Annotated in this window: 25 protein-coding genes; 9 read left to right on the forward strand and 16 right to left on the reverse strand. The window is 72.3% G+C overall.

All coding sequences use genetic code 11. From position 1 onward, the window contains the following. Positions 1–123 precede the first annotated feature (123 nt). Positions 124–894, forward strand: a complete 771-nt coding sequence (locus tag M2163_RS40595; RefSeq protein WP_280896513.1) for a GNAT family N-acyltransferase — start codon at positions 124–126, stop codon at positions 892–894. Then, entirely contained in the window at positions 894–1712 is an 819-nt protein-coding gene (locus tag M2163_RS40600; protein WP_280896514.1) for a lysophospholipid acyltransferase family protein, read from the forward strand. Before M2163_RS40595 ends, M2163_RS40600 begins: the two co-directional genes overlap by 1 nt. Positions 1713–1779: 67 nt before the next feature. On the opposite strand, the gene M2163_RS40605 is transcribed toward M2163_RS40600, so the two are convergent. Continuing rightward, entirely contained in the window at positions 1780–4128 is a 2349-nt protein-coding gene (locus tag M2163_RS40605) for an excinuclease ABC subunit UvrA (protein ID WP_280896515.1), read from the reverse strand. Positions 4129–4138: 10 nt separating this feature from the next. Beyond that, positions 4139–5137 (reverse strand): LLM class flavin-dependent oxidoreductase, encoded by a 999-nt coding sequence (locus tag M2163_RS40610; RefSeq protein ID WP_280896516.1) that lies wholly within the window; start codon positions 5135–5137, stop codon positions 4139–4141. A 98-nt stretch (positions 5138–5235) separates the two neighbouring features. On the opposite strand from M2163_RS40610, the gene M2163_RS40615 reads away from it, so the two are divergent. Further along, entirely contained in the window at positions 5236–5907 is a 672-nt protein-coding gene (locus M2163_RS40615; RefSeq protein WP_280896517.1) for a nucleotidyltransferase domain-containing protein, read from the forward strand. Here the strand turns inward: M2163_RS40615 and M2163_RS40620 are convergent. From M2163_RS40620 to M2163_RS40630, 3 genes are all read right to left on the reverse strand, one after another. After that, complete coding sequence (locus tag M2163_RS40620; RefSeq protein ID WP_280896518.1) at positions 5889–7073, reverse strand: GTP-binding protein; 1185 nt, start codon at positions 7071–7073, stop codon at positions 5889–5891. The two genes, M2163_RS40615 and M2163_RS40620, sit on opposite strands and share 19 nt — an antisense overlap. 7 nt (positions 7074–7080) lie before the next feature. Continuing rightward, positions 7081–7251 (reverse strand): 50S ribosomal protein L32, encoded by a 171-nt coding sequence (rpmF, locus tag M2163_RS40625; RefSeq protein WP_280847868.1) that lies wholly within the window; start codon positions 7249–7251, stop codon positions 7081–7083. A 72-nt stretch (positions 7252–7323) separates the two neighbouring features. After that, complete coding sequence (locus M2163_RS40630; RefSeq protein ID WP_280847867.1) at positions 7324–7734, reverse strand: (2Fe-2S) ferredoxin domain-containing protein; 411 nt, start codon at positions 7732–7734, stop codon at positions 7324–7326. A gap of 127 nt (positions 7735–7861) precedes the next feature. Here M2163_RS40630 and M2163_RS40635 point away from each other — a divergent pair, with 127 nt between their 5' ends. Beyond that, complete coding sequence (locus M2163_RS40635) at positions 7862–8353, forward strand: hypothetical protein (RefSeq protein ID WP_280896519.1); 492 nt, start codon at positions 7862–7864, stop codon at positions 8351–8353. A gap of 11 nt (positions 8354–8364) precedes the next feature. Here the strand turns inward: M2163_RS40635 and M2163_RS40640 are convergent, their stop codons facing one another. Continuing rightward, on the reverse strand, positions 8365–8580 hold the full coding sequence (locus tag M2163_RS40640; RefSeq protein WP_125192572.1) for a dodecin: 216 nt from the start codon (positions 8578–8580) through the stop codon (positions 8365–8367). Between the two features lie 91 nt (positions 8581–8671). On the opposite strand from M2163_RS40640, the gene M2163_RS40645 reads away from it, so the two are divergent. Beyond that, entirely contained in the window at positions 8672–9850 is a 1179-nt protein-coding gene (locus M2163_RS40645; RefSeq protein WP_280897394.1) for a MalY/PatB family protein, read from the forward strand. Positions 9851–9889: 39 nt separating this feature from the next. Here the strand turns inward: M2163_RS40645 and egtD are convergent, their stop codons facing one another. From egtD to egtA, 4 genes are read right to left on the reverse strand one after another with little or no spacing between them, the layout of a single operon-like run. Then, a complete protein-coding gene (gene egtD / locus M2163_RS40650; protein WP_280896520.1) occupies positions 9890–10852 on the reverse strand; it encodes an L-histidine N(alpha)-methyltransferase in 963 nt (320 codons plus the stop codon). Beyond that, positions 10849–11622, reverse strand: a complete 774-nt coding sequence (gene egtC, locus M2163_RS40655) for an ergothioneine biosynthesis protein EgtC (RefSeq protein ID WP_280896521.1) — start codon at positions 11620–11622, stop codon at positions 10849–10851. Before egtC ends, egtD begins: the two co-directional genes overlap by 4 nt. Beyond that, a complete protein-coding gene (egtB, locus tag M2163_RS40660; protein WP_280896522.1) occupies positions 11622–12953 on the reverse strand; it encodes an ergothioneine biosynthesis protein EgtB in 1332 nt (443 codons plus the stop codon). The genes egtC and egtB overlap by 1 nt, the downstream gene beginning before the upstream one ends. Further along, entirely contained in the window at positions 12950–14239 is a 1290-nt protein-coding gene (gene egtA, locus M2163_RS40665; protein ID WP_280896523.1) for an ergothioneine biosynthesis glutamate--cysteine ligase EgtA, read from the reverse strand. Before egtA ends, egtB begins: the two co-directional genes overlap by 4 nt. 290 nt (positions 14240–14529) lie before the next feature. On the opposite strand from egtA, the gene M2163_RS40670 reads away from it, so the two are divergent. Further along, entirely contained in the window at positions 14530–15357 is an 828-nt protein-coding gene (locus M2163_RS40670) for a TIGR02452 family protein (RefSeq protein ID WP_280896524.1), read from the forward strand. 110 nt (positions 15358–15467) lie between these two features. Here M2163_RS40670 and M2163_RS40675 read toward each other — a convergent pair whose 3' ends face one another. Continuing rightward, complete coding sequence (locus M2163_RS40675; protein ID WP_280896525.1) at positions 15468–15914, reverse strand: type II toxin-antitoxin system PemK/MazF family toxin; 447 nt, start codon at positions 15912–15914, stop codon at positions 15468–15470. Between the two features lie 51 nt (positions 15915–15965). On the opposite strand from M2163_RS40675, the gene M2163_RS40680 reads away from it, so the two are divergent. After that, on the forward strand, positions 15966–16382 hold the full coding sequence (locus tag M2163_RS40680; RefSeq protein ID WP_280896526.1) for a hypothetical protein: 417 nt from the start codon (positions 15966–15968) through the stop codon (positions 16380–16382). A 51-nt stretch (positions 16383–16433) separates the two neighbouring features. On the opposite strand, the gene M2163_RS40685 is transcribed toward M2163_RS40680, so the two are convergent. The 3 genes from M2163_RS40685 to M2163_RS40695 form a co-directional block, all read right to left on the reverse strand. Beyond that, complete coding sequence (locus tag M2163_RS40685) at positions 16434–17912, reverse strand: flotillin family protein (RefSeq protein WP_280896527.1); 1479 nt, start codon at positions 17910–17912, stop codon at positions 16434–16436. Between the two features lie 133 nt (positions 17913–18045). Further along, positions 18046–18264 (reverse strand): hypothetical protein, encoded by a 219-nt coding sequence (locus M2163_RS40690; protein ID WP_030044637.1) that lies wholly within the window; start codon positions 18262–18264, stop codon positions 18046–18048. A 25-nt stretch (positions 18265–18289) separates the two neighbouring features. Then, a complete protein-coding gene (locus M2163_RS40695; RefSeq protein WP_280896528.1) occupies positions 18290–19714 on the reverse strand; it encodes an amidase in 1425 nt (474 codons plus the stop codon). 288 nt (positions 19715–20002) lie between these two features. Here M2163_RS40695 and M2163_RS40700 point away from each other — a divergent pair, with 288 nt between their 5' ends. Both M2163_RS40700 and M2163_RS40705 read left to right on the forward strand, forming a co-directional pair. Continuing rightward, entirely contained in the window at positions 20003–21382 is a 1380-nt protein-coding gene (locus tag M2163_RS40700; RefSeq protein WP_280896529.1) for a glycoside hydrolase family 43 protein, read from the forward strand. A gap of 82 nt (positions 21383–21464) precedes the next feature. Then, positions 21465–22487 carry an LLM class flavin-dependent oxidoreductase gene (locus M2163_RS40705; RefSeq protein ID WP_280896530.1) on the forward strand — a complete coding sequence of 341 codons (1023 nt, stop codon included), beginning with the start codon at positions 21465–21467 and terminating at the stop codon, positions 22485–22487. A 62-nt stretch (positions 22488–22549) separates the two neighbouring features. On the opposite strand, the gene M2163_RS40710 is transcribed toward M2163_RS40705, so the two are convergent. Both M2163_RS40710 and M2163_RS40715 read right to left on the reverse strand, forming a co-directional pair. Then, complete coding sequence (locus M2163_RS40710; RefSeq protein ID WP_280847850.1) at positions 22550–23587, reverse strand: SPFH domain-containing protein; 1038 nt, start codon at positions 23585–23587, stop codon at positions 22550–22552. Between the two features lie 4 nt (positions 23588–23591). Next, complete coding sequence (locus tag M2163_RS40715) at positions 23592–24023, reverse strand: NfeD family protein (protein ID WP_280847849.1); 432 nt, start codon at positions 24021–24023, stop codon at positions 23592–23594. Positions 24024–24092 lie beyond the last annotated feature (69 nt).

Raw genomic sequence — 24092 nt, forward strand, 5'->3', positions numbered from 1 at the left:
TGCGAGGCGTTCAGCCTCCGCACACCCGGGCTCTCCGAACCGGTCACGTACACGCCAACCGGCGTCGGAAGAACAGGGGCAGCGGCACCGCTCGCCGCCCCCGCCCGTGACCTGGAGAGTGCCATGACCGGCGTTTCCACCCTCGACCGACCGTCGCAGAGCGTCGCCCCCACCCGCTACACCGTCACCCTGGCCCGCGACGAGAACGACGTACGGGCCGCGCAGCGGCTGCGGCACGACGTGTTCGCCGGGGAGATGGGCGCCCTCCTGACCACCCCGGAACCGGGCCTCGACGTCGACGGCTTCGACGCCTACTGCGACCACCTGCTCGTCCGCGACACCACGACCGGCCAGGTCGTCGGTACCTACCGGCTGCTGCCCCCGGAGCGCGCCGCGGTCGCCGGACGCCTGTACTCGGAGAGCGAGTTCGACCTGGCGCCGCTCGACGCGATCCGCCCCGGGCTCGTCGAGGTCGGCCGCTCCTGTGTGCACCCCGACCACCGCGACGGAGCCGTGATCGGCCTGATCTGGGCCGGGATCGCCCGCTACATGGTGGACCGCGGCCACGAGTGGCTGGCCGGCTGCTGCTCGATCCCGCTCGCCGACGGCGGGGCGCTCGCGGCCGGAACCTGGGACCGGGTGCGCGCCAAGTACCTGGCTCCCGAGGAGTTCCGGGTACGACCGCTGCTGCCCTGGGAGCCCGCGGAGGGCACACCCGCCGCCCGCACCGAACTGCCCCCGCTGCTGCGCGGTTACCTCCGCCTCGGCGCCTGGGTCTGCGGACAGCCCGCCCACGACCCGGACTTCGGGGTCGCCGACATGTACGTGCTGCTGTCGATGCGCCGGGTCAACGCCCGCTATCTGCGGCACTTCCTCTCGCTGGTCCCGGCCTGATGAGCGTCTGGCTGCCCAGCGCGCCCTGCACCCCGGGGGCGTGCCTGGAGCGGACGGGCCCGGCCGCGGCCGTACCCCGGGCCGTGCTGCGGCTCCTCGCGCTCACCGCCGTGCTGCTCGCCGGGATCGCGCTGCTCCCGGTCGGCCACCGGGTGCCGGCCGGCGCGGTGAGGTGGTGGTGCCGGGCGGTGGTGCGGGCCTCGGGGGTCCGGGTCCGGCTGTCCGGCGCCGCCGCGCCCACGGGCGGGGTGCTCCTGGTCGCCAACCACATCTCCTGGCTCGACATCCCGCTGATGGCCGCCGTGCGCCCGGCCAGCATGCTGGCCAAGTCCGAGATCCGGCAGTGGCCGGTGGCGGGACGGCTGACGGCCCGCAGCGGCGCCCTGTTCATCGAACGGGACCGGCTGCGTGCCCTCCCGGAGACGGTCACCCGCATCGCCGACGCGCTGCGCGGGGGCGGCGCGGTCGCCGTCTTCCCCGAGGGAAGCACCTGGTGCGGCCGCGCCCAGGGCCGGTTCCGCCGCGCGGTGTTCCAGGCGGCCCTGGACGCCGGGGTGCCCGTCCAGCCGGTGAGCCTGCGCTACCGGCTCACCGACGGCGGATCCAGCACGGCCCCCGCCTTCGTCGGCGACGACTCGCTGCCGGCCTCGGTGTGGCGGGTGGTGTCGGCACGGGGACTGACGGCCGAGGTGGAGGTCCCGTCCCCGATCCCTCCGCACACCCACCCCGACCGCCGCTCCCTGGCCCGCACGGCACAGTCGAGCGCGTGCCAGGGCCGGACGGGCGAGCACACGGACCGATCGTCTCCGATCGCCTGAGCCACGGCTCGGGACGCCCGCGTCTCCCGGCGGCCCCGTCGCCGGGCGGACCGTCGCGCCGACGCAGTCACGCGCTCGAGCCCAGCGCCCGTGCCAGATAGGGAGCCGTCGAGCTGTCCGCCACCCCGGCCACGTCGCATGGCACTCCCGCCGCCACGACGCGGCCGCCCGCGTCGCCGCCGCCCGGGCCGAGGTCGATCACCCAGTCGGCGCCCGCCACCACGGACATGTCGTGCTCGACGACGATCACCGTGTGGCCGGCGTCGACGAGACCGTGCAGCTGGCGCATGAGGACCTCGACGTCGGCCGGGTGCAGTCCGGTGGTGGGTTCGTCGAGGAGGTACAGGGTGTGGGCGCGCCCGGCGCGCTGGAGTTCGCTGGCGAGCTTGATGCGCTGGGCCTCGCCGCCGGAGAGTTCGGTGGCGGGCTGGCCGAGGCGGAGGTAACCGAGGCCGACGTCGAGCAGGGTGGTGAGACTGCGGGCCACCTGCGAGGTGTCCGCGAAGAAGTCCGCCGCCGACTCCACCGTGAGGTCGAGCACCTGCGCGATGTTCCGTCCCCGGTACGTCACTTCGAGCGTCGCGGGGTTGTAGCGGGCCCCGCCGCAGTCCGGGCAGGGCGCGTAGGTGCTCGGCAGGAAGAGCAGCTCCACGCTCACGAACCCCTCGCCCTGGCAGGTCTCGCAGCGTCCTCCGGCCACGTTGAAGGAGAACCGGCCCGCCCCGTAGCCCCGTTCACGCGCCGCGTCCGTGGCGGCGAAGACCTTGCGCACGACGTCGAAGAGGCCCGTGTAGGTGGCCAGGTTGGAGCGCGGGGTCCGGCCGATCGGCTTCTGGTCGACCGAGACCAGGCGCCCCACCCCCGCGGACTCCTGCGTGATCGCGCCGACCAGCGTGGACTTTCCCGAGCCCGACACCCCGGTCACGGCGGTGAACACACCGAGCGGGAACTCGGCCGTCACCCCGCGCAGGTTGTGCCGGTGGACCGGACCGACCTCCAACCGGCCCCGGGGCGACCGCACTTCACGCCGCACGGCGGGGGCGCCGTCGAACAGGAACCGGGCGGTGGCGGACTCCTCGACCTTCGCCAGCTCCGCGACCGGCCCGCTGTGCAGCACCCGGCCGCCGTGCTCACCGGCCGCCGGGCCGACGTCCACCAGCCAGTCCGCGCCCCGCATGACGTCCAGGTGGTGCTCCACGACGAACACCGAGTTGCCGGCCGCCTTCAACCGGGCCAGCACCGTGAGCAGAGCCTCGGTGTCCGCGGGGTGCAGTCCGGCGGAGGGCTCGTCGAGGACGTACACCACCCCGAACAGCCCGGACCGCAACTGGGTGGCGAGACGCAGTCGTTGGAGTTCGCCCGCGGACAGGGTGGGGGTCGCGCGGTCCAGGCTCAGATAGCCGAGGCCGAGCTCCACCACGGGAGCGATCCGGGACTTGAGGTCCTCGGTGAGGACCCGCGCGGTCTCGCCGCGCCCGGCCAGTGCGGCGGCCAGCTCGGTCAGCGGCAGCGCCGCGAGGTCGGCGATCGTGCGCCCCGCGAAGGTGACCGCCATCGCCTCCGGACGCAGCCTGCTGCCCCCGCAGACCGGGCACGGGGCGGATTCCAGGAACCGTTCCGCCTTGGCCCTGAGCGTCTGGCTTCTGGAGTCCGCGAAAGTCTTCAGCACATAGCGGCGGGCGCTCATGTACGTGCCCTGGTAGGGGCGTTGGATACGGTCCGCGTCCCGCACCGGGTGCACGGTGACCACCGGCTGCTCGTCGGTGAACAGGATCCACTCGCGCTGTCCGGCGGGCAGCTCGCGCCACGGCCGGTCCACGTCGTACCCGAGCGCGTCGAGGATGTCCCGCAGGTTCTTGCCCTGCCAGGCGCCGGGCCACGCGGCGACGGCGCCCTCCCGGATCGACAGCGACGGGTCGGGCACCAGCGACTGCTCGGTCGTACGGTGGACGCGGCCCAGGCCGTGGCACTCCGAGCAGGCGCCGACGGCCGTGTTGGGGGAGAAGGAGTCCGAGTCGAGCCGTTCGGCACCCGGCGGGTAGTCGCCCGCCCGGGAGAACAGCATGCGCAGCGAGTTCGAGAGGTTGGTGACCGTCCCCACGGACGAGCGCGACGTCGGAGCCGCACGCCGCTGTTCGAGCGAGACCGCGGGCGGCAGCCCGGTGATCTCCCCGACCTTCGGCGCGCCGACCTGGTGGATCAGCCGGCGCGCGTACGGCGCCACCGACTCGAAGTACCGCCGCTGGGCCTCCGCGTAGATCGTCCCGAACGCCAGCGACGACTTCCCGGACCCGGACACCCCCGTGAACACGGCCAGCACGTCCCGTGGCACGTCGACGTCCACCCCCTGAAGATTGTGCTCACGGGCGCCGCGCACGCGGACGTAGGGGTCGTGGGAGGTGTGGGGGCCGTGCATGGGAACGACTCTAACCGGAGGTGATCGCAGCCAGCCGCCGATAGGACTCCAGCAGGGCCGCGCGGTCGTACGTGCTGGTCGTGACCAGTACCTCCTGCGCCCCGGTCTCCTTCAGGACCGTCTCCAGCTCGTGGGCGACCTGCTCCTCGGTGCCCGTGATGTGGCCGGCGAGTCCGGATGCGTAGAAGCCGCGCTCCCTGGCCGTCATCGGGAGCGTCTCGACGCGCTCGGCGGGCGGCAGCGGGGGGAAGGTGCCGTGGGTCCGGGAGTACGCCATCGACCAGGCCTCCGGGATCAGCAGGCGCCGCGCCTCCTCGGGAGTGGCGGCCACCGCGATCGTGCCCGAGACGACGACGTACGGCTCGGACGCCCAGGGGGAGGGGCGGAACCTCGCGCGGTAGTGGTCGATGCCCCGCTGCATCTTCTCGCGGTTCCTGAGGTCGCCGATGACCATCGGCAGGCCTGCGCGGGCCGCGATACCGGCACCCTCGCCCATGGCCAGCACAAAGGGCGGCACGGTCAGGCCTTCGGCCGGGCGGGCGTGCACCCCCGTCGGGGAGGTGCCGCGGAACCAGCCCAGCAGCTCCTCCAGCTGCCCGGCGAAGTCGTCGGCGTCGTCCTTGCCGCGGCCCAGCGCCCTGCGCACGCCGTCGGTGAAACCGACCGAGCGCCCCAGGCCCATGTCGATCCGGCCGGGGAAGAGGGACTCCAGCACCCCGAACTGCTCGGCGACGACCAGGGGCTGGTGGTTCGGCAGCATCACACCACCGGTGCCGACCCGGATGGTGTGCGTGGCCGAGGCCACGGCCGCCGCCAGCACGGTCGGCGCGGAGCCCGCGACTCCCGGCACTCCGTGATGCTCCGAGACCCAGAAGCGGTGGTAGCCGAGCCCCTCCAGCTCCCGCGCCAGGCCGACGGTGTCCCGGAGCGCCTGCGCGTTCGTGCCGCCCTCGCGGGTGCGGGAGCGGTCGAGGACGGAGAAGCGGGTGGCGGCGGTCAGGGAGCTCACACCGGGTTCAACGCCCGGCCGGAGGCGGTATTCCCGCCACCCCGACCGCCAGGAAAACCGGATGACCGCGATCGCCGCAGGTCAGCACAATGGGCCGGGTGACCGTCCAGAACATCCTGCTCTCCGGCGTCGTCGGCTCGACCGCGTACGGACTCGCCCGCGAGGGCTCCGACGTGGACCGGCTCGGCATGTTCGCCGCGCCCACCGAGACCCTGCTCGGCCTGCACACGCCGAGGGAGTCGCACGTCACCACCGCCCCGGACCGCACCCTGCACGAGGCGGCGAAGTGGTGCCGGCTCGCCCTCGGCGGCAACCCGACCGTCATGGAGCTGGTGTGGCTGCCGGACGAGCTGTACGAGGTGCGCACCCCGCTGGGCGACGAACTCATCGGCATCCGCGGGTCGTTCCTGAGCGCGCGGCGGGTCCGGGACGCCTATCTCGGCTACGCCACGCAGCAGTTCAGGAAACTGGAGAGCCGCGGCGGCGACCACCGCACTGCCAAACACGCCCGGCACCTGAAGCGGCTGTGCCACCAGGGCCTGGAGCTGTACACCTCCGGGCGGCTCACGGTGCGGGTCGAGGATCCCGAGGAGTACCACCGCTTCGGGGACGCCGTCGCCGCCGACCCCGCCTCGGCGCGGTCGCTGCTCGCCCACTACGAGACCGCGTTCGCGAAGACCCGCAGCGCGCTGCCGGACCGGCCCGACGAGGCGCCGGCCGAGGCGTGGCTGCGCCGCGTCCGCGCGGCGTTCTACGACACGGCGGCGTGAGCGTCGGTGCCGACGGGCTCGTGGTCGCAGGTGTCGTCGACGCCGTAGGTCTCCCAGGCCGGGAAGGGGTCCAGCGGCGGGCACTGCTCGTCCGGGAACATGAGACAGGCGGCAAGGGCCCGGTGCAGTGCCTGTGGCGCCAACTGCGTGCCGATGAAGACGAGTTCCTGGGCGTACGGCGCCTCGGCGTCCCGTGCGGCGGACGGCTCGAAGCGGGCCACCGCACCGGCCTGCGACCACAGCCCGGTCACCTGCGGGCGGCTGGCCAGCGTGAAGAAGCCCTTCGAGCGCAGGACCCGCCCGTACGCCCCGCTGTCCAGCTGCTCGGTGACGAAGTCCCACAACCGGCCGGGGTGGAAGGGGAGCCGGGAGCGGAAGACGGTGGAGGAGACGCCGTACTCCTCGGTCTCGGGCACGTGCTCGCCGTTGAGCTCCTGGACCCAGCCCGGTGCCTGCTGGGCGCGCTCCAGGTCGAACAGACCCGTGCCGAGGACCTGGCGCAGGTCCACGCGCGCGTGCTCGGCCTCGACGATCCGGGCGACCGGGTTCAGCCGTACCAGGGCCGCCCGCAGCCGGGCCGCCGCCTCCGCGTCGACCAGGTCGAGCTTGTTGAGGACGAGGACGTCCGCGAACTCGATCTGGTCGACGAGCAGATCGCTGACCGTGCGTTCGTCGTCCTCGAAGGGCGCGAGGCCGCGCTCGGCCAGTTCGTCGCCCCTCTCCAGCTCCGGCAGGAAGTTGGCCGCGTCCACCACGGTGACCATGGTGTCGAGACGGGCGACGTCGCCGAGGGTGGCGCCGTCGTCGCGGGCGAAGGCGAAGGTGGCCGCGACCGGCATGGGCTCGGAGACACCGGAGGACTCGATGAGCAGATGGTCGAAGCGGCCCTCCCGGGCCAGCCGGTCCACCTCCTCCAGCAGGTCGTCGCGCAGGGTGCAGCAGATGCAGCCGTTGGTCATCTCGACCAGGCGCTCCTCGGTCCGCGACAGCGCCGCCTCGCCGCCGCGCACCAGCGCCGCGTCGATGTTGACCTCGCTCATGTCGTTGACGACGACGGCGACCCTGAGGCCCGCCCGGTTGGCGAGGACATGGTTGAGGAGCGTCGTCTTGCCCGCCCCGAGGAAGCCGGACAGGACGGTGACGGGCAGCAGACGGTCGTAGGACATGCGGTCCTCAGCCCTCGGGGCGCAGCAGGCCGCGCTCGTACGCCTTGACCAGGTTCTGCGGGACGAGATGTGCGACGCCGTCGATCGTGACCGGCACCAGCTGGGTGGTGCCGGCCTTCCACTGCGAGCGGCGGTGGCGGGTGTTGCTGCGGGACATCTTCCGCTTGGGGACAGCCATGGCGGGAACCTCTTCACGGGCCTCGGTGGGTGGGCACCGAGGACGCTACATGAAAATGGATCCCATTAACAATCAACGTCGGCGCCGGGACCGCACCCGGGCCTCCCGCGGTGGCTCGATGAACTGCAGCTCCAGTGTCAGCGGCGGCTCGGCGACACCGGGGCCGCCCGCCGCCGCCCACCGCACGACCTCCTCGGTGCTCTCGTCGTCCATGACGAACCCGATCCACGCGGCCTTGCCCCCGGCCCGCCGCCCGGCCGCCGAGGGGCGCACGACGATCACGTTGGCCTGGTCGCAGGGGCCCAGGCAGTCGGTCGTGCGGACCTGGAAGCCGTGCTCGGCGGCTCCCGCCCGCAGCAGCTCCAACTGCCAGGTGTGGTCGGTGCCGGGGTGTTTGCGGGCGTCGCCGCAGCAGCAGCCCCGGCAGACGACGAGAGTGCAGGAGCCGGAGCCGGTCAGGAAGGTGCGGGGCGTCGGAGACATGGGAGAAGCATGCGGCCTGCACTGATCGGGTGGTCCGGGCGGGGGTCTCCCGGGCCGGCGGCGTGCCGCCCGGCTGAAGGAGTTGCCGTACGGGGACGAGAAGATCGCCGGGGCTAGGGTGGGTGGTGTGACCGACAGCGACAAGCGCCCGCTCGCCGTGTTCGACCTGGACAACACCCTGGCCGACACGGCCCACCGCCAGCGGTTCCTGGAGCGCAGGCCGCGCGACTGGGACGGGTTCTTCGCGGCCGCGCCCGAGGACCCGCCGCTCCCGGAGGGCATCGCGCTGGTGCTGGAGAACGCCGAGGAGTGCGAGATCGTCTACCTCACCGGGCGGCCCGAGCGCTGCCGGCGGGACACCCTCGCGTGGCTCACCGCGCAGGGTCTCCCGGAGGGCACCGTGCACATGCGCCGCAACGACGACCGGCGGCCCGCCCGGCGCACCAAACTGGAGATCCTCAAGCGGCTCGCCAGGACCCGGGAGGTCCGGGTCCTGGTGGACGACGACGAGTTGGTCTGCGAGGATGCCAGGCGGGCCGGCTTCACCGTCGTACTGGCACGCTGGACCGCCCCTTCCGCGACACTGGAGACGGCGCAGGAGCGGGAGGGGCGGACCTGACGGCCGTAAGGTCAGTCGGACTCGTCGAGGCGGAAGCCGACCTTCAGCCCCACCTGCCAGTGCTGGATCTGTCCGTCCTCGATCTGGCCCCGCACCTGGGTCACCTCGAACCAGTCGAGGTTGCGAAGGGTCTGCGAGGCACGGGCGATGCCGTTGCGCACGGCCTGGTCGACGCCGTCCGGCGAGGTGCCGACGATCTCGGTCACGCGGTAGGTGTGGTTCGTCATGGTTCCACCGTGCCCCAGGCGGCTGCCGGGCGCGAGCCGTCCGCCGGTTCGTCTAGGGACCGCCGCGGCCTATCTTGGGCCCATGGACGGTATGCCGCGAGACATCCCAGCCCCCGCCGCCACCGACAATCCGCTGCGCCGGCTCACCCTGGAGCAGCTGCGACGCCGCACGAGCATGAAATGGCGGACGTACCCGCAGGACGTGCTGCCGCTGTGGGTGGCCGAGATGGACGTCCCCCTCGCCGAACCGGTCGCGCGGGCCGTGCGGGACGCGGTGGCCCTGGGGGACACCGGGTACCCGGCCGGAACCGCCTACGCCGGGGCGCTGGCCGACTTCGCGGGCAAGCGGTGGGGCTGGGACGGGCTCGCGGTGGAGCGCACGGCGATCGTCCCGGACGTGATGCTGGGCATCGTCGAGATGCTCAAGCTGGTCTCCGGGCCGGGTGACACGGTCGTCGTCAACTCGCCCGTGTACCCGCCCTTCTACCAGTTCGTCGGCCACATGGACCGCCAGGTCGTCGAGGCACCGCTCGGCGAGGACGGCCGGATCGGCTTCGAGGTCCTGGAGGACGTCTTCCGGCGGGTCCGGAAGGGCGCTGCCCGGCCCGCGTATCTGCTGTGCAGCCCGCACAACCCGACCGGCACCGTGCACTCGGCCGAGGAGCTGGCCCAGGTGGCCGTGCTGGCGCGGGCGTACGGGGTGCGGGTCGTGGCCGACGAGATCCATGCCCCGCTCATCGCGGCGGGTGCCAGGTTCGTCCCCTACCTGAGCGTGCCCGGCGCGGGGAACGGCCTGTCCCTGATGTCGGCGTCCAAGGCGTGGAACCTGGCCGGGATCAAGGCCGCCGTGGCCGTCGCCGGACCCGACGCGGCCGGGGACCTCGCACGCCTTCCCGAGGAGGTCGGTCACGGGGCCAGCCACGTCGGTGTCCTCGCCCACACCGCCGCGCTGCGGGACGGCGGCGCCTGGCTCGACGCCCTGCTCGCCGGCCTCGACGACAACCGCCGGCTGCTGGCGGAGCTTCTCGCCGAGTCGCTGCCCGCCGTGCGCTACGCACCGGCCGAGTCCACGTTCCTGGCCTGGCTGGACTGCCGTGCGCTGGGTCTGGGCGACGATCCGGCGGCCGTCTTCCTGGAGCGCGGCCGGGTAGCCCTCAACTCCGGTGTGCCGTTCGGCACCGGGGGCGCCGGCTTCGTGCGGCTGAACCTCGCGACCTCGCCCGAGCTGATCACCGAGGCGGTACGGCGGATGGCCGCCGCCCTGGACTGAGGGTGGTGGCCGGGCGAACCGGCCCCCACCCTCGGTCTGTTACCGGACCACGCTCAGCGAGAGCGCGAAACGCCCCTGTTCGTCCGTCCACCAGTGCGCCAACTCCAGCCCGGCGGACGACAGTTCACTGCTGACGCCCTCCTTGCGGAACTTCGCCGAGATCTCGGTGTACAGCTCCTCGTCCGCCGCGAAGTCCACGGCCAGGTCGAGCGCCGGGACCTTCACGGTCTGCTCCGTGCGGGAGCGCAGGCGCATCTCGATCCACTCGTTCTCGGCGTCCCACAGGGCCACGTGGTCGAAGGCGCCCGGATCGAAGTCCGCGCCCAGCTCACGGTTCACGACCGTCAGCACGTTCTTGTTGAACGCGGCCGTCACCCCGGCCGCGTCGTCGTACGCCCTGACCAGCACGTTCTCGTCCTTGACGAGGTCCGTGCCGAGCAGCAGCGCGTCACCGGGGGAGAGCAGGGCGCGCACGGAGGACAGGAACGCGGCGCGCTCGACCGGCAGCAGGTTGCCGATCGTGCCGCCGAGGAAGGCCACCAGGCGCGGACCCGGCGTCCCCGGCAGGGTCAGACCGCCCGTGAAGTCGGCGATGAGCGCGTGCACGCTCAGCTCCGGCCGCTGGGCGATGAGCGCGTGCCCGGCCTGGGTCAGCGCGCTCTCGCTGACGTCGACCGGCACGTACGTGTGCAGCCCGGTCAGGGCGTCGAGCAGGTACCGGGTCTTCTCCGACGAGCCCGAGCCCAGCTCGACCAGGGTGCGGGCGCCGGTCGCCGCGGCGATCTCGCCGGAGCGCGCGACGAGGATCTCCCGTTCGGCACGGGTCGGGTAGTACTCGGGCAACTCGGTGATCCGCTCGAAGAGTTCGCTGCCGTGGGCGTCGTAGAACCACTTCGGCGGCAGCGTCTTGGGCGTGTGCGTCAGGCCCTTGAGGACGTCGGCGCGCAGGGCGGCCTCGGTGGCGTCCTCGGGCAGGGTGCGGGTCAGCAGGAACGGACTCACGTGCGGGGCTCCTCGAGTGGTTCCAGGGACTTCAGGGGCGTCAGCAGGACATCGGTGCGGCTCGCCGCGAGCAGCGTGCGGTCGGGCACCTCCCGCCAGTGCGGATCGTCGTCGTACGGCTCGGAGGCCACGACCGTGCCGGCGCCCGGCCGCTGGAGGTACCAGAGGGTGTCGCCCCAGGCGGTCGCCGCGATGGCCTCCCCGTTGGTGAGCAGGAGGTTGAGCCGGGAGCCGGGTGCCGCCTCGGCGACCTCCAGGACCGTGTCGGCCAGTGCCTGGCCCTCCTCGTCGCCGCCGCGCAGCCGGTTCAGGACCAGGGCCCACACGAACGCCGAGTCGTTGCGGGCCTCCATGGACAGCAGTTCCGCCGGGGGGAGCGTGGCGGTCAGGGGCGCCAGTGAGCCCGGCCAGCCCTTGATCGCGCCGTTGTGGCTGAACAGCCAGGATCCGGCGGAGTACGGGGCCGCGGCGGCCTCGGCGTCGGCTCCGGCCAGGGTCGCGTCCCGCACGGCGGCCAGGACCGCGGTGCTGCGCACGACCCGGGCGAGATCCGCGAAGGACAGGTCGGCCCAGATGGGCCCGGCCCGCCGGTACCGGGCCGGGACGGGGTCGCCTTCGGCGTACCAACCGACCCCGAAACCGTCGGCGTTGACGGTGCCGTACCGCTGCCGGCGCGGTGCCCACGACTGGTGGTACAGGCCGTGCGAGGGCTCCACGAGGAGCCGGCCGAGCGGCTCGCCGGGTCCCACGTACGCCAGGTGACGGCACATCAGACGGCCCCCGTGGAACGCGCTGTGCGGAAGCCGGAGAAGATCTGCCGACGGATCGGGTAGTCCCAGTTGCGGAACGTGCCACGGCAGGCCACCGGGTCCACGGCGAACGAACCGCCCCGCAGCACCTTGTGGTCGGGGCCGAAGAAGACCTCCGAGTACTCCTTGTAGGGGAACGCCTGGAACCCGGGATAGGGCTCGAAATCGCTCGCCGTCCACTCCCACACGTCACCGATCAACTGCCGTACCCCGAGCGGTGACTCGCCCTCCGGGTAGCTGCCGGCGGGGGCGGGCCGCAGATGGCGCTGGCCCAGGTTGGCGTGCTCGGGCGCCGGGTCGGCGTCGCCCCACGGGTAGCGCATCGAGCGGTCACCGGCCGGGTCGTGGCGGGCCGCCTTCTCCCACTCCGCCTCGGTCGGCAGCCGCCGTCCGGCCCAGCGGGCGTAGGCGTCGGCCTCGTACCAGGACACGTGGACCACCGGCTCGTCGGGCGGCACGACCTCGGTGACACCGAAGCGCCTGCGCAGCCACTGCCTGCCGTCCCGGCTCCAGAACAGCGGCGCGTGGAGGGAGTGGGCGCGGATGTGCGCCCAGCCGGCCGGGGCCCACCAGCGCTCGTTCCCGTAGCCGCCGTCCTCGATGAAGGCCTGGTACTCGGCGTTCGTCACCGGAGTGGTGTCGATGTAGAAGGCCTCCACCTCCCGCCGGTGCGCGGGGCGTTCGTTGTCCAGGGCCCAGGGCTCGTCGGAGGTGCCCATGGTGAACGGGCCGCCGGGGACGAGGACTTCGGCCGGCCCGGTGAACAGCGGGGCCGGCTCCGGGTCCGGGGCGGTCAGGGCCTGGGGCCCCTTGCGGAGCTGATGGGTGATCAGCATCGTCTCGTCGTGCTGCTGTTCGTGCTGGGCGATCATCCCGAAGGCGAATCCCGCCTCGGTGAGCCGGGTCCCGTGCAGCGCGCTGCTCTCCAGGACGTCCAGGACCCGGCCGCGCACCTCCGCCGCGTAGCGCCGGGACTCGGCGGGCGACAGCAGGGGCAGGGTGGGGCGCTCGGAGCGCGGGTGCTCGAAGGCGTCGTAGATGCCGTCGATCTCCGGCCGTATCGCCTCCTGCCCGGCGACCGTCCGCAGCAGCCACTGCTCCTCCTGGTTGCCGATGTGGGCGAGGTCCCACACGAGCGGCGACATGAGCGGCGAGTGCTGTGCGGTCAGGTCCGGGTCCTCCACGCAGCTGGTGAGGAGGGTCGTGCGCGCCCGGGCGGTCACGAGCGTGGACACCGCCCGCGCACGGAACGTCTCGGGATCGGCGGACAGGTCGACAGAGGGGTCGGTCATGTGCGGACTTCCTTCCCGAGCGAACCGTGCGTCCGGTCCAGCAGATCGTCGGCGGGGCAGCGGCCCCGGATCACATAGCGGTGCAGATACGCGCCCACGGCGTCGGTGACCCCGGTGGTGGCGCCCAGCCGGGGCAGGGCCTCCAGGGCCGCCGCGAAGCACGCGATCGCCGCCCCGTGCAGTTCCGGGTCGGCGAGGCCGTGGCGGGCCGCGTCGTTCCACAGCGGGTTGTGCGGGGCGGGCAGCGACAGGGTGCGTTCGGCCAGCGGTTTGACCACCCGGTAGGCGGTCTCGGCGGCCTCCGGGTCGTCGAACAGCGCCGCCGTCAGGGCGAGCGGGACGATCCAGCCGTCCTCGCCGGGCTGGGCGTCGATCATGCGCAGTTCCAGATGGCCGCGCGGTCTGACCGGCGGGAACAGGGTCGAGACGTGGTAGTCGAGATCCTCCCGGGTCGGCTGGCGCGGCGTCCCCGACCTGGCCCACTCCCGGAAGGTGAGCCCTTCGGGGACGTCCCAGGGGCCGCTGTCCCGCCTCAGGCACATCACCGGCGCGTCCAGGACGTGCCGGGCCCAGGCGGTACGGGGGTCGGTGTCCAGGGACGGACCGCCGGCCCGGCCCTTGCCGATCTGCGTCCAGCGCAGCTGGCGGGTCGAGAGCCAGCCGGTGGGCTCGGAACGGGCGAGCGGGGAGTTGGCGAAGGCGGCCACCAGGACCGGGCCCAGCTGGTGCGCCAGCCACCAGCGGCGTCCCAGGCCCAGGGGGCCGGGCTCCTCGTACCCCGCGTCCACGCACACCTGCACGGAGGCCGAGGTGCACATCATGGCGCGGCCTGCCGGTCCTGTGCGGTCCAGGCAGGTCTCCATGGCGTCGTAACGAGGTTCCCGCAGGTATCTGCGGGGCGGATGCCAGGGGTCGTGGCCGAGACCGACGAGGCCGAGACCGTGCTCGGCGAGGGCCGCCCGTACGGCGGCCAGGTCGGCGGAGACGGTACCGATGCACTCCATCAGGGAGTCGGCGGGCTGCGAGCTCAGCTCCAGCTGGCCGCCGGGTTCGACGGTGAGCGCCGCCTTCAGGGGCACGGTCCGCAGTGCGGCGTACGCCGCCGCGAGTCGTTCGGGTGTCACGGGGAGCCGCGGGTCGCGCAGCTCGTGGACGAGCCATTCCACTTCCACCCCGATGCGGCGGGGTGGGCCGGTCTTGAAGCAGATGCCCCGGACCAGAGCCTCGAGCTCTGCTTCGGGGAGCGACGTACGAGGCTTCGTACAGTCGCCCAGTGAGTCGGACATGTCGGGATCCTCCTGAGATTCCACCATGCCACCGGTCCGGGGATCATGGTGGGTCGGACCGGCAACGCTCGTCCCACCCAAGACCCTCATCTCGTTCCGCACAAGGGGGCACATCCTTGCATTAGGGGCTGTGGATCTCCGTTCTCCCGGGGTTTTCGAGGTGTTTTCCGGTTCTGGCGGGTGCCGGAAACTCTGTTGCACCGCACCACCGGCATCACCCACGATTCCTGCATGGGCACAACGGGGGAGACCGCGCGACGTGCGGTCATGGCGCTCACGGGGGTGGCGCCATGAGCGCGCGTCTGCGCGCGATCGCGCAGGAGACGGAACGGATCGTCGCGGCGGGGCACTACCGCGCGCCGGACGGGCGCGAGGTCTCCGTGGCCGCCGCGATCGAGGCGGCGCGGGCGGGGACGCGGATGTACGGCCCGGAGCCCGTGCCGGTGCCGGACTTCACCGCCGTGCACACGCGCTTCGAGGTCACGGCGGAGAGCAGCCTGGAAGCGGCCCGCCGGCTCGGCGGCCGGACGGCCGTGCTGAACTTCGCCTCGGCCCGCAATCCGGGCGGCGGGTACCTGAACGGCGCCCAGGCCCAGGAAGAGGCCCTGTGCCGTGCCTCCGCCCTGTACACCTGCCAGCTCCGGGCCCGCGAGTTCTACGACCACCACCGGGCCCACCGCGACCCGTTCTACACCGACCGGGTCATCCACTCACCGGGCGTGCCCGTCTTCCGGGACGACCGCGGCGACCTGCTGGACCCGGCGTACCTCGTGGGCTTCCTGACCGCGGCCGCCCCGAACGCGGGAGTGGTCCGGCGGACGGCACCCGAGCGTGTCGCCGAGCTGCCGGCAGCGCTCGCGGCACGGGCCGAGCGGGTGCTCTCGGTGGCCGTGGCGCAGGGGTACCGGCGGCTGGTCCTCGGTGCCTGGGGCTGCGGGGTCTTCCAGAACGACCCCGCACAGGTGGCGGGGGCGTTCCGGACACTGCTCGCCCCCGGCGGACGGTTCGGCGGTGCCTTCGAGCACGTGGTGTTCGGGGTGCTGGACCGGACGCGGGGAGCGGTGGTGCGGGAAGCGTTCGCACGGGCGTTCGCGGAGCCCGTGCCGCAGCGGGGCTAACGGTCAGGAGGCGTTCGTACGCGTTCGCGGGCCCGTGCCGCGGCGGGGCCGGCGGTCAGGAGGTCTTCGTACGGGCCTTCGCGGGCCCCGTACCACGGCCGGGCCGGCGGTCAGGTCCAGCCGTACCGCTCGTGCAGCCGCTGCCTGACCAGGTTGAACCGGCCCCGGTCCAGCGCGCACGCCTCCCGGCGCATGCCGGCCTCGTGGAGGCGCAGGATGCGGTCGACGTCCACCCAGGAGTCCCGGCCGGTCCGGTCCCAGGGGCCGCCGCCGATCGGCACCCACTCCCGGTCCCCGTCGTGCCGCTTGCTCGACAGCTGGACGGCGAGGACGGTGCCGGCCGCCTCCCGGGCCACCACGAGCACGGGACGGTCCTTGCCGCGGCCGTCGTTCTCCTCGAAGGGCACCCAGGTCCACACGATCTCGCCGGGGTCGGGGTCGCCGTCGTGCGCGGGGGAGTACTCGGTGCGCACCCGGCCCACCTCGCGGGGGTCGGCCTCGGTGGTGGCGGTGGCGCCGAAGCGGCCGGGGACGTTCTCATCGGTAAACGCAGTCACGGGGGCACCTTATGGCGTCCGCCGAACCGGGGGAGTAGTACGGTCGGTCGGATGAACGAAGCGGCGGGCGCGGTCACCTTCGTGTGGCTCGGGATGGTGCTGGCGATCTCCTTCCTGGAGGCGCCGCTGAAGTTCCGTGCCCCGGGAGTGACGATCCAGGTCGGTCTGGGCATCGGCCGCCTGGTCTTCCGGGCCCTGAACCTGGTGGAGAGCGTCCTGGCCGCCGCGGTGGCCGTACTGGTCGCCGTCGGCGACGCACCGGCCCCGGTCATCGCGTGGACCGTGGCGGTGCTGGTGCTGCTCGTCGGTCAACTCGCCGTGGTCCGGCCCCGGTTGAACCGCCGCTCCGACCGTGTCCTGGCCGGCGAGGACCTGCCCCGCTCGCGCGGACACCTCGTCTACATCGCCTTCGAGATCGCGAAGGTCCTCGCCCTGACCGGCCTGGGTGCCACCCTGCTCGCGCGGTGAACGCGGGCGGTCCGGGGCCCTTGCCGTAAAGGGCCCCGGACCGCCCGTCCCCTACTCCTGGACCGGCACCTTCTGGGCGGGCGGCGGCGCGGCCACCCCGTTGAGCGAAGTGCCGGTGGGCGTCTGCCCGTTCTGGTTCATCGACGCCAGCAGCTGACGGGCCAGGCCCAGTCCGGTGCCGCCCATGGTGAGCGCCTTGGCGAACATGTCCGCCATGCCGTCGGCGCCGTTGAGCACCACCATGTTGTCGACGTTGCCGAACGCGGACGCGCCCGCCTTGACGATCTCCGGCCAGTTCTCGGCCAGTTGCTGGGCGACCACCGCCTCCTGGTTCTCGGCGAGCGCGGCGGCGCGGGCCTTGATGGCCTCCGCCTCCGCGAGACCCTTCGCCTTCGCGGCCTCCGCCTCGGCCAGGCCCCTGGCCTGGGCCGCGGCGGCCTCGGCCTCACCGGTGGCCCGGGTGGACGCGGCCATGGCCGTGCCCCGCGCCTTGGTCGCCTCGGCCTCGGCACCCGCGGCCGTCTTGACCCGGGTGGCCTCGGCGGCCGCCGCGAGCTCGGTCTCCTTCGCCTTGGCCTCGGCCGCGGAGATCCGCGCGTCGCGCTCCGCCTCGGCGAGCGTGCGCTTCTCGTAGGCCTTGGCGTCCGCCGGCTTGCGGACGTCGGCCTGGAGCTGCTGTTCGCGCCGGTGCGCCTCGAGTTCGGCGACCCTGGTCTCCTGGACGACGACCTCCTGCCGGGCGGCGGCGTCGGCGAGCGGCCCTGCCTGGCGCGCCTTGGCGCCCGCCTTGTCGCGCTCGGCCTGGTAGCCGGCCTGCAGGATCTCGCTGTCCCGGGTGGCCTGCGCCATCCGCGCGAACGACTGCTGTTCGGCCTCGGTGGCCAGCCGGTTCGCCTCGGCCTGCGCGATGCGCGCGTCCCGCTGGACGGCCGCCGCGTGCGGCATCGCCAGGTTCTGGATGTACCCGGTCGGGTCCTCGATCTCGTGGATCTGGAGGGAGTCCACGATGAGCCCCAGCTTCTCCATCTCGGTGCCGCAGGCGGCCCGGGTCTGCCCGGTGAGCTTCTCCCGGTCCCGGATCATGTCCTCGACGGTCAACCCGCCGACGATGGACCGCAGATGACCGGCGAACACGTTGTGCACCCGCTCGGACATCAGTTTCTGCTGGTCGAGGAACCGGCGACCGGCGTTGGCGATCGACACGAAGTCGTCGCCCACCTTGAAGATGACCACGCCCCGTACCTTGAGCGGAATGCCCTGGTGGGTCACGCAGTCCACGTGCAGTTCGGTCTCGTTCAGGTCGAGCGAGAGCTTGCGCACCGCCTGCACACCGGGCAGCACCAAAGTGCCGCGCCCGGTGACGATGCGGAATCCCATGCCCTCCTCGAGGCCCTCGGTCCTGTGCTTGGAACCAGAGATGATCAGTGCCTCGTTGGGTTCCGCGACACGCCACATCATCTTGAACAGACCGATCAGAACGGCGACGGCAGCTACGGCCACCCCCGCCACGACGCCGACAACCATCGGCATACGCCCCCTTTGCATGGTGCCCTTTCGGCACCGAACGAAGGGAGTGTGCGCCTGTTCGAGGCCCGGGAGAAGACGTCGGCGCATCCTTGTCGAAACCTTGATGCACGCGCCTCTCACGTGCGCGTGAGCAGGCTCAACTGTCGTATGCCGCCTGTACGTAGACCGTCCTCGGCGGCAGGTACTCCACCACCATGACGACCGTGCCCCGCTCGATCCGGTCGGTGCCGGAGGCGGGGTAGGCGAGGAAGTGCTCGGCGCCGCCCCGCACCCGGACGATCACCTCGCCGACGAGCCCCGGCCCGATCGTCCCCGTGACCCGCCCCATGAGCCCGACCATCGACGCATCGTCCATGGTCACAGGGTACGGGCCGGGGTGCTCACGCGGCCGGTGAATCCGCGGTGACGCCGGGCCGCGGCCACCGCTCGTGCCAGCGCAGTTCGACCTCCAGTTGCGAGGCGAGGGAGAGCAGGAGCGGCTCGCTGTTCGCGGGGCCGAGCAGCTGGGCGCCGACGGGCAGTCCGCCGTCGACGAACCCGGCGGGGACGTTGACCCCGGGCCACCCCAGCACGTTCCAGGGCCAGGCGTAGGGGCAGGCCGCGATCATCGCGCGGTCCGTGGCCAGCCCGCCCAGCCGGAGCATCGCCCCGATGCGCGGCGGGGGAGCGGCCGTCGTCGGGGCGAGGACGACGTCGTACGACGTGAAGAACCCGCCGATACGGCGGTGCAGGAGCGCCTCCGCGCGCCGCGCCGCCCTGAGCGGGACCCCGCCGAGCAGTCCGCCGAGCCGGGCCGCGTCCCGGGTGCGGCGGTCCAGGAGCGCCGGGAAGGGAGCCTCCCGCACCCGTTCGGCGAGACCGACGGTGGCGCGGGGGACGAAGGTGAGCCCGATCTGGCCGTACGGCGGATCGGCCTCCTCGACGGTGTGCCCCAAGGCCCCCAGTTTCTCGGCGAGTTCGACGACCCGCGCCCGCACGTCCGGCTGGAGTCTGGCGGGCAGCGCGGTGAACGGCGGCTTCAGCGCGAGCGCGATGCGCAGCCGGCCGGGATCGCGGCCGACCGCCGCGGAGGCGTCGACGGCGGGCGGACGGTGCGGGTCCAGGACGTGGTTGCCGCTCGCCGCGTCGAGCAGCAGGGCCGCGTCGGCGACCGTGCGGGCGAGTGTGCCGTTGACGGTGATGCCCTGGAAGGACTCGCCGCGGGGCCAGGTGGAGATGCGGCCGCGCTGCGGCTTGATGCCGATGAGATGGGTCCAGGAAGCGGGGATGCGGACCGACCCGGCTCCGTCCGAGCCGAGCGCGGCGGGCACGAGACCGGCGGCGACGGCCGCGGCGGACCCGCCGGAGGAGCCGCCCGGCGTGTGTTCCGGGCTCCACGGGTTGCGGGTGGCGCCGAAGGCCGGTCCCTCGGTGAACGGCCACTGCCCGAACTCGCAGGTGTTGGTCTTGCCGACCACCACGGCCCCGGCCGCGCGCAGCCGCCGTACCGCCTCACCGTCCCTGGCGACGGCCGGGAACTCGCCCCGGCAGCCGAACGCGGTGGGTTCACCGGCCACGTCCATGTCGTCCTTGACGGCGACGGGCACGCCGAGCAGGGGTTTGCGTACGCCTGCGGCCAGTCGGGCGTCCGCGGCCTCGGCCTCGGCGAGGGCGGTTTCGGTCCGTACGATCCGGAAGGCGTTGAGCGTCTCCTGGCTGCCGTCGATCCGTGCCAGGGTCTGCTCGACGAGTGCCCGGGAGGTGACCGTGCCGTCGGCCAGCGCACGGGCGGTCTCCACCAGGCCTGCGGAACGGTCGTACGCCATACGGTCCACCTCCGGGACGCCGGAACTCCGGGACTTCGGGACTCCGGGCTCCGGGCCGACGTTGTCTACTGAACGGTAACGTCGGAAAGCGCTTCGCCGGAACGGCCCTCGTGGGAGCGGCGGTTCGGGCGGGCGCCACAGCTGCCTCACGTGGCTCGGCAGGTCCTGCGCAAAGCATTGACGCGTGCAAGTCACAGCCTTACCTTCTGATCGACTTCCCGAACCGTGTTCGATATGTCGGACATGCAGAGCCGCGCTGTCCGTGTCCTTGCCCCAGGGAGAGCCGCCGTGACCACACGACCCCCCACGCCGTCCCGTCGCACCCTGCTGCGCGCGATGACGGCCCTGCCCGCCTCCGCCGTCCTGCTGGGCGGACTGCCCGGCGCGGCCTTCGCCGCCGCCCCGCCCAGCGGCTCGGCCACCCGCTACACGATCGTGCCGTTCCTCAACAGCAACGACGGCACCGTCAACGTCTACCAGTCCGACGACGCCACGGACTTCCGGCTGCTCAAGTCCTCCGCCTACACGCCGCCCAGCAACAGGATCCGCGACGCGAGCGTCTTCAGGCACACCGACGGCTACTACTACCTCACGTACACGACCCACACCTGGCAGGACGTCAGCACCACGATCGGCTTCGCACGCAGCTCCGACCGGGCCAACTGGACCTTCCTGTACGACTACACGGTCCCGATCGCCAACCTGTCCCGCGCGTGGGCGCCGGAGTGGTTCGTCGACAGCGACGGCAGCGTCAACGTCATCGTGTCCTGCTCGGTCACCAGCGACGAGTGGATCTTCACTCCGTACCGGCTGAAGGCCACCAACTCCGCGCTGACGGCCTGGAGTTCACCGGTGGCTCTGTCCGGCATCGGCGCGAACCACATCGACACGTACATCGTGAAGGCCGGCTCGACCTACCACGCCTTCACGAAGAACGAGACGACGAAGTACATCGAGTACGCGACGGCATCCTCCCTGACCGGGCCCTACACGATCTCCCGGACGGGCGACTGGGCCGGCTGGGGCAGCTATCGCGAGGGCCCGTCCGTGATCCAGCTCGACAACGGCGCCTGGCGGATCTTCTTCGACGGCTACGGCGACGGGAACTACTACTACAGCGACAGCTACGACACCTTCGCCACCTGGTCGGCCCCGACCGCGCTGCCGGTGGTCTCCGGCACCGCCCGCCACTTCACGGTCATCAAGGAGACGGTGTCCGGCGGACCTTCGCTCGCGAAGAACGTCACGCGTTCCTTCCAGTCGGCCAACTACCCGACCCGGTACTGGCAGAACCAGTCCGCCCTGCTCAACCTCCCGGTGGTGACCGCCTCCAGCACGGCCGCCGAGAAGTCGGCGTCCACCTTCACGGTCGTCGCGGGCCTCGCCGACGCGGGCGGCTGCTCCTTCCGCGACTCCTCGGGCAACTACCTGCGCCACTGGGACTTCCGCGGCCGCTTCGACCCCAACGACGGCACGTCGACCTTCGCCAAGGACGCGACGTTCATCGCCCGCACGGGTTCGTCCTCGGGGGCGATCCGCTGGGAGTCGTACAACTATCCCGGGTACTACCTGCGCCACTACAACTACCAGCTCCGGGTGGAACGGACCGCGGGGACGGATCTGTTCCGGCAGGACAGTTCCTTCGTGCCGGTGGCTGCCTGGGGCTGAGCCCTTGTGAGGGGGTGCGGCCCTGGCGTTCGGTGCAGGAGGCTCCCGGGAATGAACGCCGACCTTGATTGTTGAAAGCGGTATGAAAAAGATCGGGTTCCTGTCGTTCGGGCACTGGACGCCGTCGCCGCACTCGCAGACGCGCTCCGCAGCGGACTCCCTTCTCCAGGCGATCGACCTCGCGGTCGCCGCGGAGGAGCTGGGCGCCGACGGCGCGTACTTCCGAGTCCATCACTTCGCGCGGCAGCACGCCTCACCGTTCCCGCTGCTCGCCGCGATCGGCGCGCGTACCAGCACGATCGAGATCGGCACCGGCGTGATCGACATGCGCTACGAGAACCCGCTGTACATGGCCGAGGACGCCGGAGCCGCCGACCTGATCTCCGGCGGCCGACTCCAGCTCGGCATCAGCCGGGGATCCCCGGAGCAGGTCATCGACGGCTGGCGCCACTTCGGGCATCTGCCCGCCGAGGGGGCCACCGACGCCGACATGGCACGCGCCCACACCGAACGGCTCCTCGACGTGCTGACGGGCGAGGGATTCGCGCAGCCCAACCCCCGTCCCATGTTCTCCAACCCGCCGGGGCTGCTGCGCATCGAGCCGCACTCGGAAGGCCTCAGGGACCGTATCTGGTGGGGATCCAGCTCGAACGCCACCGCGGCGTGGGCGGCGAAGCTGGGGATGAACCTGCAGAGCTCGACCCTCAAGGACGACGAGAGCGGCGAACCGCTGCACGTCCAGCAGCGCAAGCAGATCGAGGTCTACCGGGAAGCCTGGCGCGAGGCGGGGCACACCCGCGAGCCACGGGTGTCGGTCAGCCGCAGCATCTTCGCGCTGGTCGACGACCGTGACCGCGCCTACTTCGGCCGTGAGGCCAACTCCAAGGACCAGATCGGCTACATCGACGCCGACACCCGCGCGATCTTCGGCCGTTCCTACGCCGCCGAACCCGACGTGCTGGTCAAGCAGCTCGCCGACGACGAAGCGGTCGCCGCCGCCGACACCCTCCTGCTCACCGTGCCGAATCAGCTCGGGGTCGCCTACAACGCCCACGTGATCGAGAGCATCCTGACCCACGTCGCTCCGGCCCTGGGCTGGCGCTGAGCACGGTCGGAGGCCGTGCACGGCAGGAGGCGGGAGGGCCGTGCACGGCAAGAGGTGTGTGCTCAGCCGGCAGACGTGGACGGGAGGGAGCTGGGGGTGGCGCGGTCGGCCCGGGCCGCGTCGGCGAGGGCGGCGGCCGCGGCCTGCGCGGCCTGGGCGGTGTCGCTCGCCGCATCGGCCGGCCTGTCGTCCGCGGGCTTCTCGCGGGTGGCCGGTGACTGCGGAAGCGCCTCGGTGAAGGCGCGGGACACGCCCTGGAGTGCCGAGGTGACCTCGCTGGGTATCACCCAGAAGGTACTGCCCGCACCCTGCGCGAGCTGGGGGAGGGTCTGGAGGTACTGCCAGGCGAGCAGCTTGGGGTCGGGGTCGTTGCGGTGGACGGCCTGGAAGACCTCGTCGATGGCCCGGGACTGGCCCTCGGCCTGGAGGATCGCGGCGGTGCGATTGCCCTCCGCGCGCAGCACGGCCGACTGCTTGTCGCCCTCCGCGGTGAGGATCTGCGACTGGCGCTGTCCCTCGGCGGTGAGGATCGCGGCCCGCTTGTCCCGTTCGGCCCGCATCTGCTTCTGCATCGCGTCCTTGATGGACTGCGGCGGGTCGATGGCCTTGATCTCCACCCGGTTGACCCGCAGGCCCCACTTGCCGGTGGCCTCGTCCAGCACGCCACGCAGCTGGCTGTTGATGGTGTCCCGAGAGGTGAGGGTCTTCTCCAGGTCCATGGATCCCACGACATTGCGCAAGGTGGTGACGGTGAGCTGCTCGACCGCCTGGAGGAAGTTGGCGATCTCGTAGAAAGCCGCTCGCGGGTCGGTGACCTGGAAGTACAGGACCGTGTCGATCTCGACGACGAGATTGTCCTCGGTGATGACCGGCTGCGGTTTGAAGGAGACGACCTGTTCGCGCAGGTCGATCAGCGGGTGAACGCGGTCGATGTAGGGGATGACCAGGCTCAGGCCGGGAGTCAGGGTGCGGTGGTAGCGGCCGAGCCGCTCGACGTTGCGAGCGCGCGCCTGCGGCACGATGCGCACCGCTCGCACCACGGTGAAGACGACGAACAACGCGAGGATCACACCGGCAATCAGGAACGCCGAGGTTTCCATGGGTTCACTCCCGGGGGTAGACGAGCGCGGTGGCACCACTGATCTCGATGACGTCGACGGTCTTTCCGGCGGGGATCACCAGCGTCTCGTCGTAGGGGCGGGCCGTCCATTCCTCGCCGTCGATACGGACCCTGCCGCCCAGGTCCGTCACCTCCGTGACGACATAGGCGGCCTTGCCGACGAGTGCGTCCACGCCGAATCGTGCCGCCTGGGGCTGGACCAGGTGCCGCACCGCGACGGGGCGCACGAACAGCACGGTGACGGTGGCGACGGCGGCGAACACCAGGAACTGGAAGGGCACCGGCAGCCCGAGTGCGGCGGAGACGGCCGTGACCCCCGCGGCCGCGCTCAGCATTCCGAGCGCGGTCGTCAGGGTGAAGATCTCCGCCACGGCCAGCACGGCTGCGACGATCAGCCAGATCACCCACGGATCCATTGCGTGCCTCTTCTCGCCGGGAGCGGGGTGCGGAAGGGCTTGCCTCACCCCATTGGACCCCGACACGGG

The sequence above is a fragment of the Streptomyces sp. SAI-135 genome, assembly GCF_029893805.1.
GTDB lineage: Bacteria > Actinomycetota > Actinomycetes > Streptomycetales > Streptomycetaceae > Streptomyces.

Bases quoted from the DNA above. Each gene is read 5' to 3' on its own strand.
- M2163_RS40705 (WP_280896530.1), top strand. From the start codon at position 21,465: ATGAAAAAGATCGGGTTCCTGTCGTTCGGGCACTGGACGCCGTCGCCG.
- M2163_RS40640 (WP_125192572.1), bottom strand. From the start codon at position 8,580: ATGACGAACCACACCTACCGCGTGACCGAGATCGTCGGCACCTCGCCG.
- M2163_RS40620 (WP_280896518.1), bottom strand. From the start codon at position 7,073: ATGTCCTACGACCGTCTGCTGCCCGTCACCGTCCTGTCCGGCTTCCTC.
- M2163_RS40710 (WP_280847850.1), bottom strand. From the start codon at position 23,587: ATGGAAACCTCGGCGTTCCTGATTGCCGGTGTGATCCTCGCGTTGTTC.
- M2163_RS40695 (WP_280896528.1), bottom strand. From the start codon at position 19,714: ATGGCGTACGACCGTTCCGCAGGCCTGGTGGAGACCGCCCGTGCGCTG.
- egtA (WP_280896523.1), bottom strand. From the start codon at position 14,239: ATGTCCGACTCACTGGGCGACTGTACGAAGCCTCGTACGTCGCTCCCC.
- M2163_RS40595 (WP_280896513.1), top strand. From the start codon at position 124: ATGACCGGCGTTTCCACCCTCGACCGACCGTCGCAGAGCGTCGCCCCC.
- M2163_RS40600 (WP_280896514.1), top strand. From the start codon at position 894: ATGAGCGTCTGGCTGCCCAGCGCGCCCTGCACCCCGGGGGCGTGCCTG.
- M2163_RS40630 (WP_280847867.1), bottom strand. From the start codon at position 7,734: ATGTCTCCGACGCCCCGCACCTTCCTGACCGGCTCCGGCTCCTGCACT.
- egtC (WP_280896521.1), bottom strand. From the start codon at position 11,622: ATGTGCCGTCACCTGGCGTACGTGGGACCCGGCGAGCCGCTCGGCCGG.
- rpmF (WP_280847868.1), bottom strand. From the start codon at position 7,251: ATGGCTGTCCCCAAGCGGAAGATGTCCCGCAGCAACACCCGCCACCGC.
- M2163_RS40645 (WP_280897394.1), top strand. From the start codon at position 8,672: ATGCCGCGAGACATCCCAGCCCCCGCCGCCACCGACAATCCGCTGCGC.
- M2163_RS40605 (WP_280896515.1), bottom strand. From the start codon at position 4,128: ATGCACGGCCCCCACACCTCCCACGACCCCTACGTCCGCGTGCGCGGC.
- M2163_RS40685 (WP_280896527.1), bottom strand. From the start codon at position 17,912: ATGCCGATGGTTGTCGGCGTCGTGGCGGGGGTGGCCGTAGCTGCCGTC.
- M2163_RS40690 (WP_030044637.1), bottom strand. From the start codon at position 18,264: ATGGACGATGCGTCGATGGTCGGGCTCATGGGGCGGGTCACGGGGACG.
- M2163_RS40680 (WP_280896526.1), top strand. From the start codon at position 15,966: ATGAACGAAGCGGCGGGCGCGGTCACCTTCGTGTGGCTCGGGATGGTG.
- M2163_RS40670 (WP_280896524.1), top strand. From the start codon at position 14,530: ATGAGCGCGCGTCTGCGCGCGATCGCGCAGGAGACGGAACGGATCGTC.
- M2163_RS40715 (WP_280847849.1), bottom strand. From the start codon at position 24,023: ATGGATCCGTGGGTGATCTGGCTGATCGTCGCAGCCGTGCTGGCCGTG.
- egtB (WP_280896522.1), bottom strand. From the start codon at position 12,953: ATGACCGACCCCTCTGTCGACCTGTCCGCCGATCCCGAGACGTTCCGT.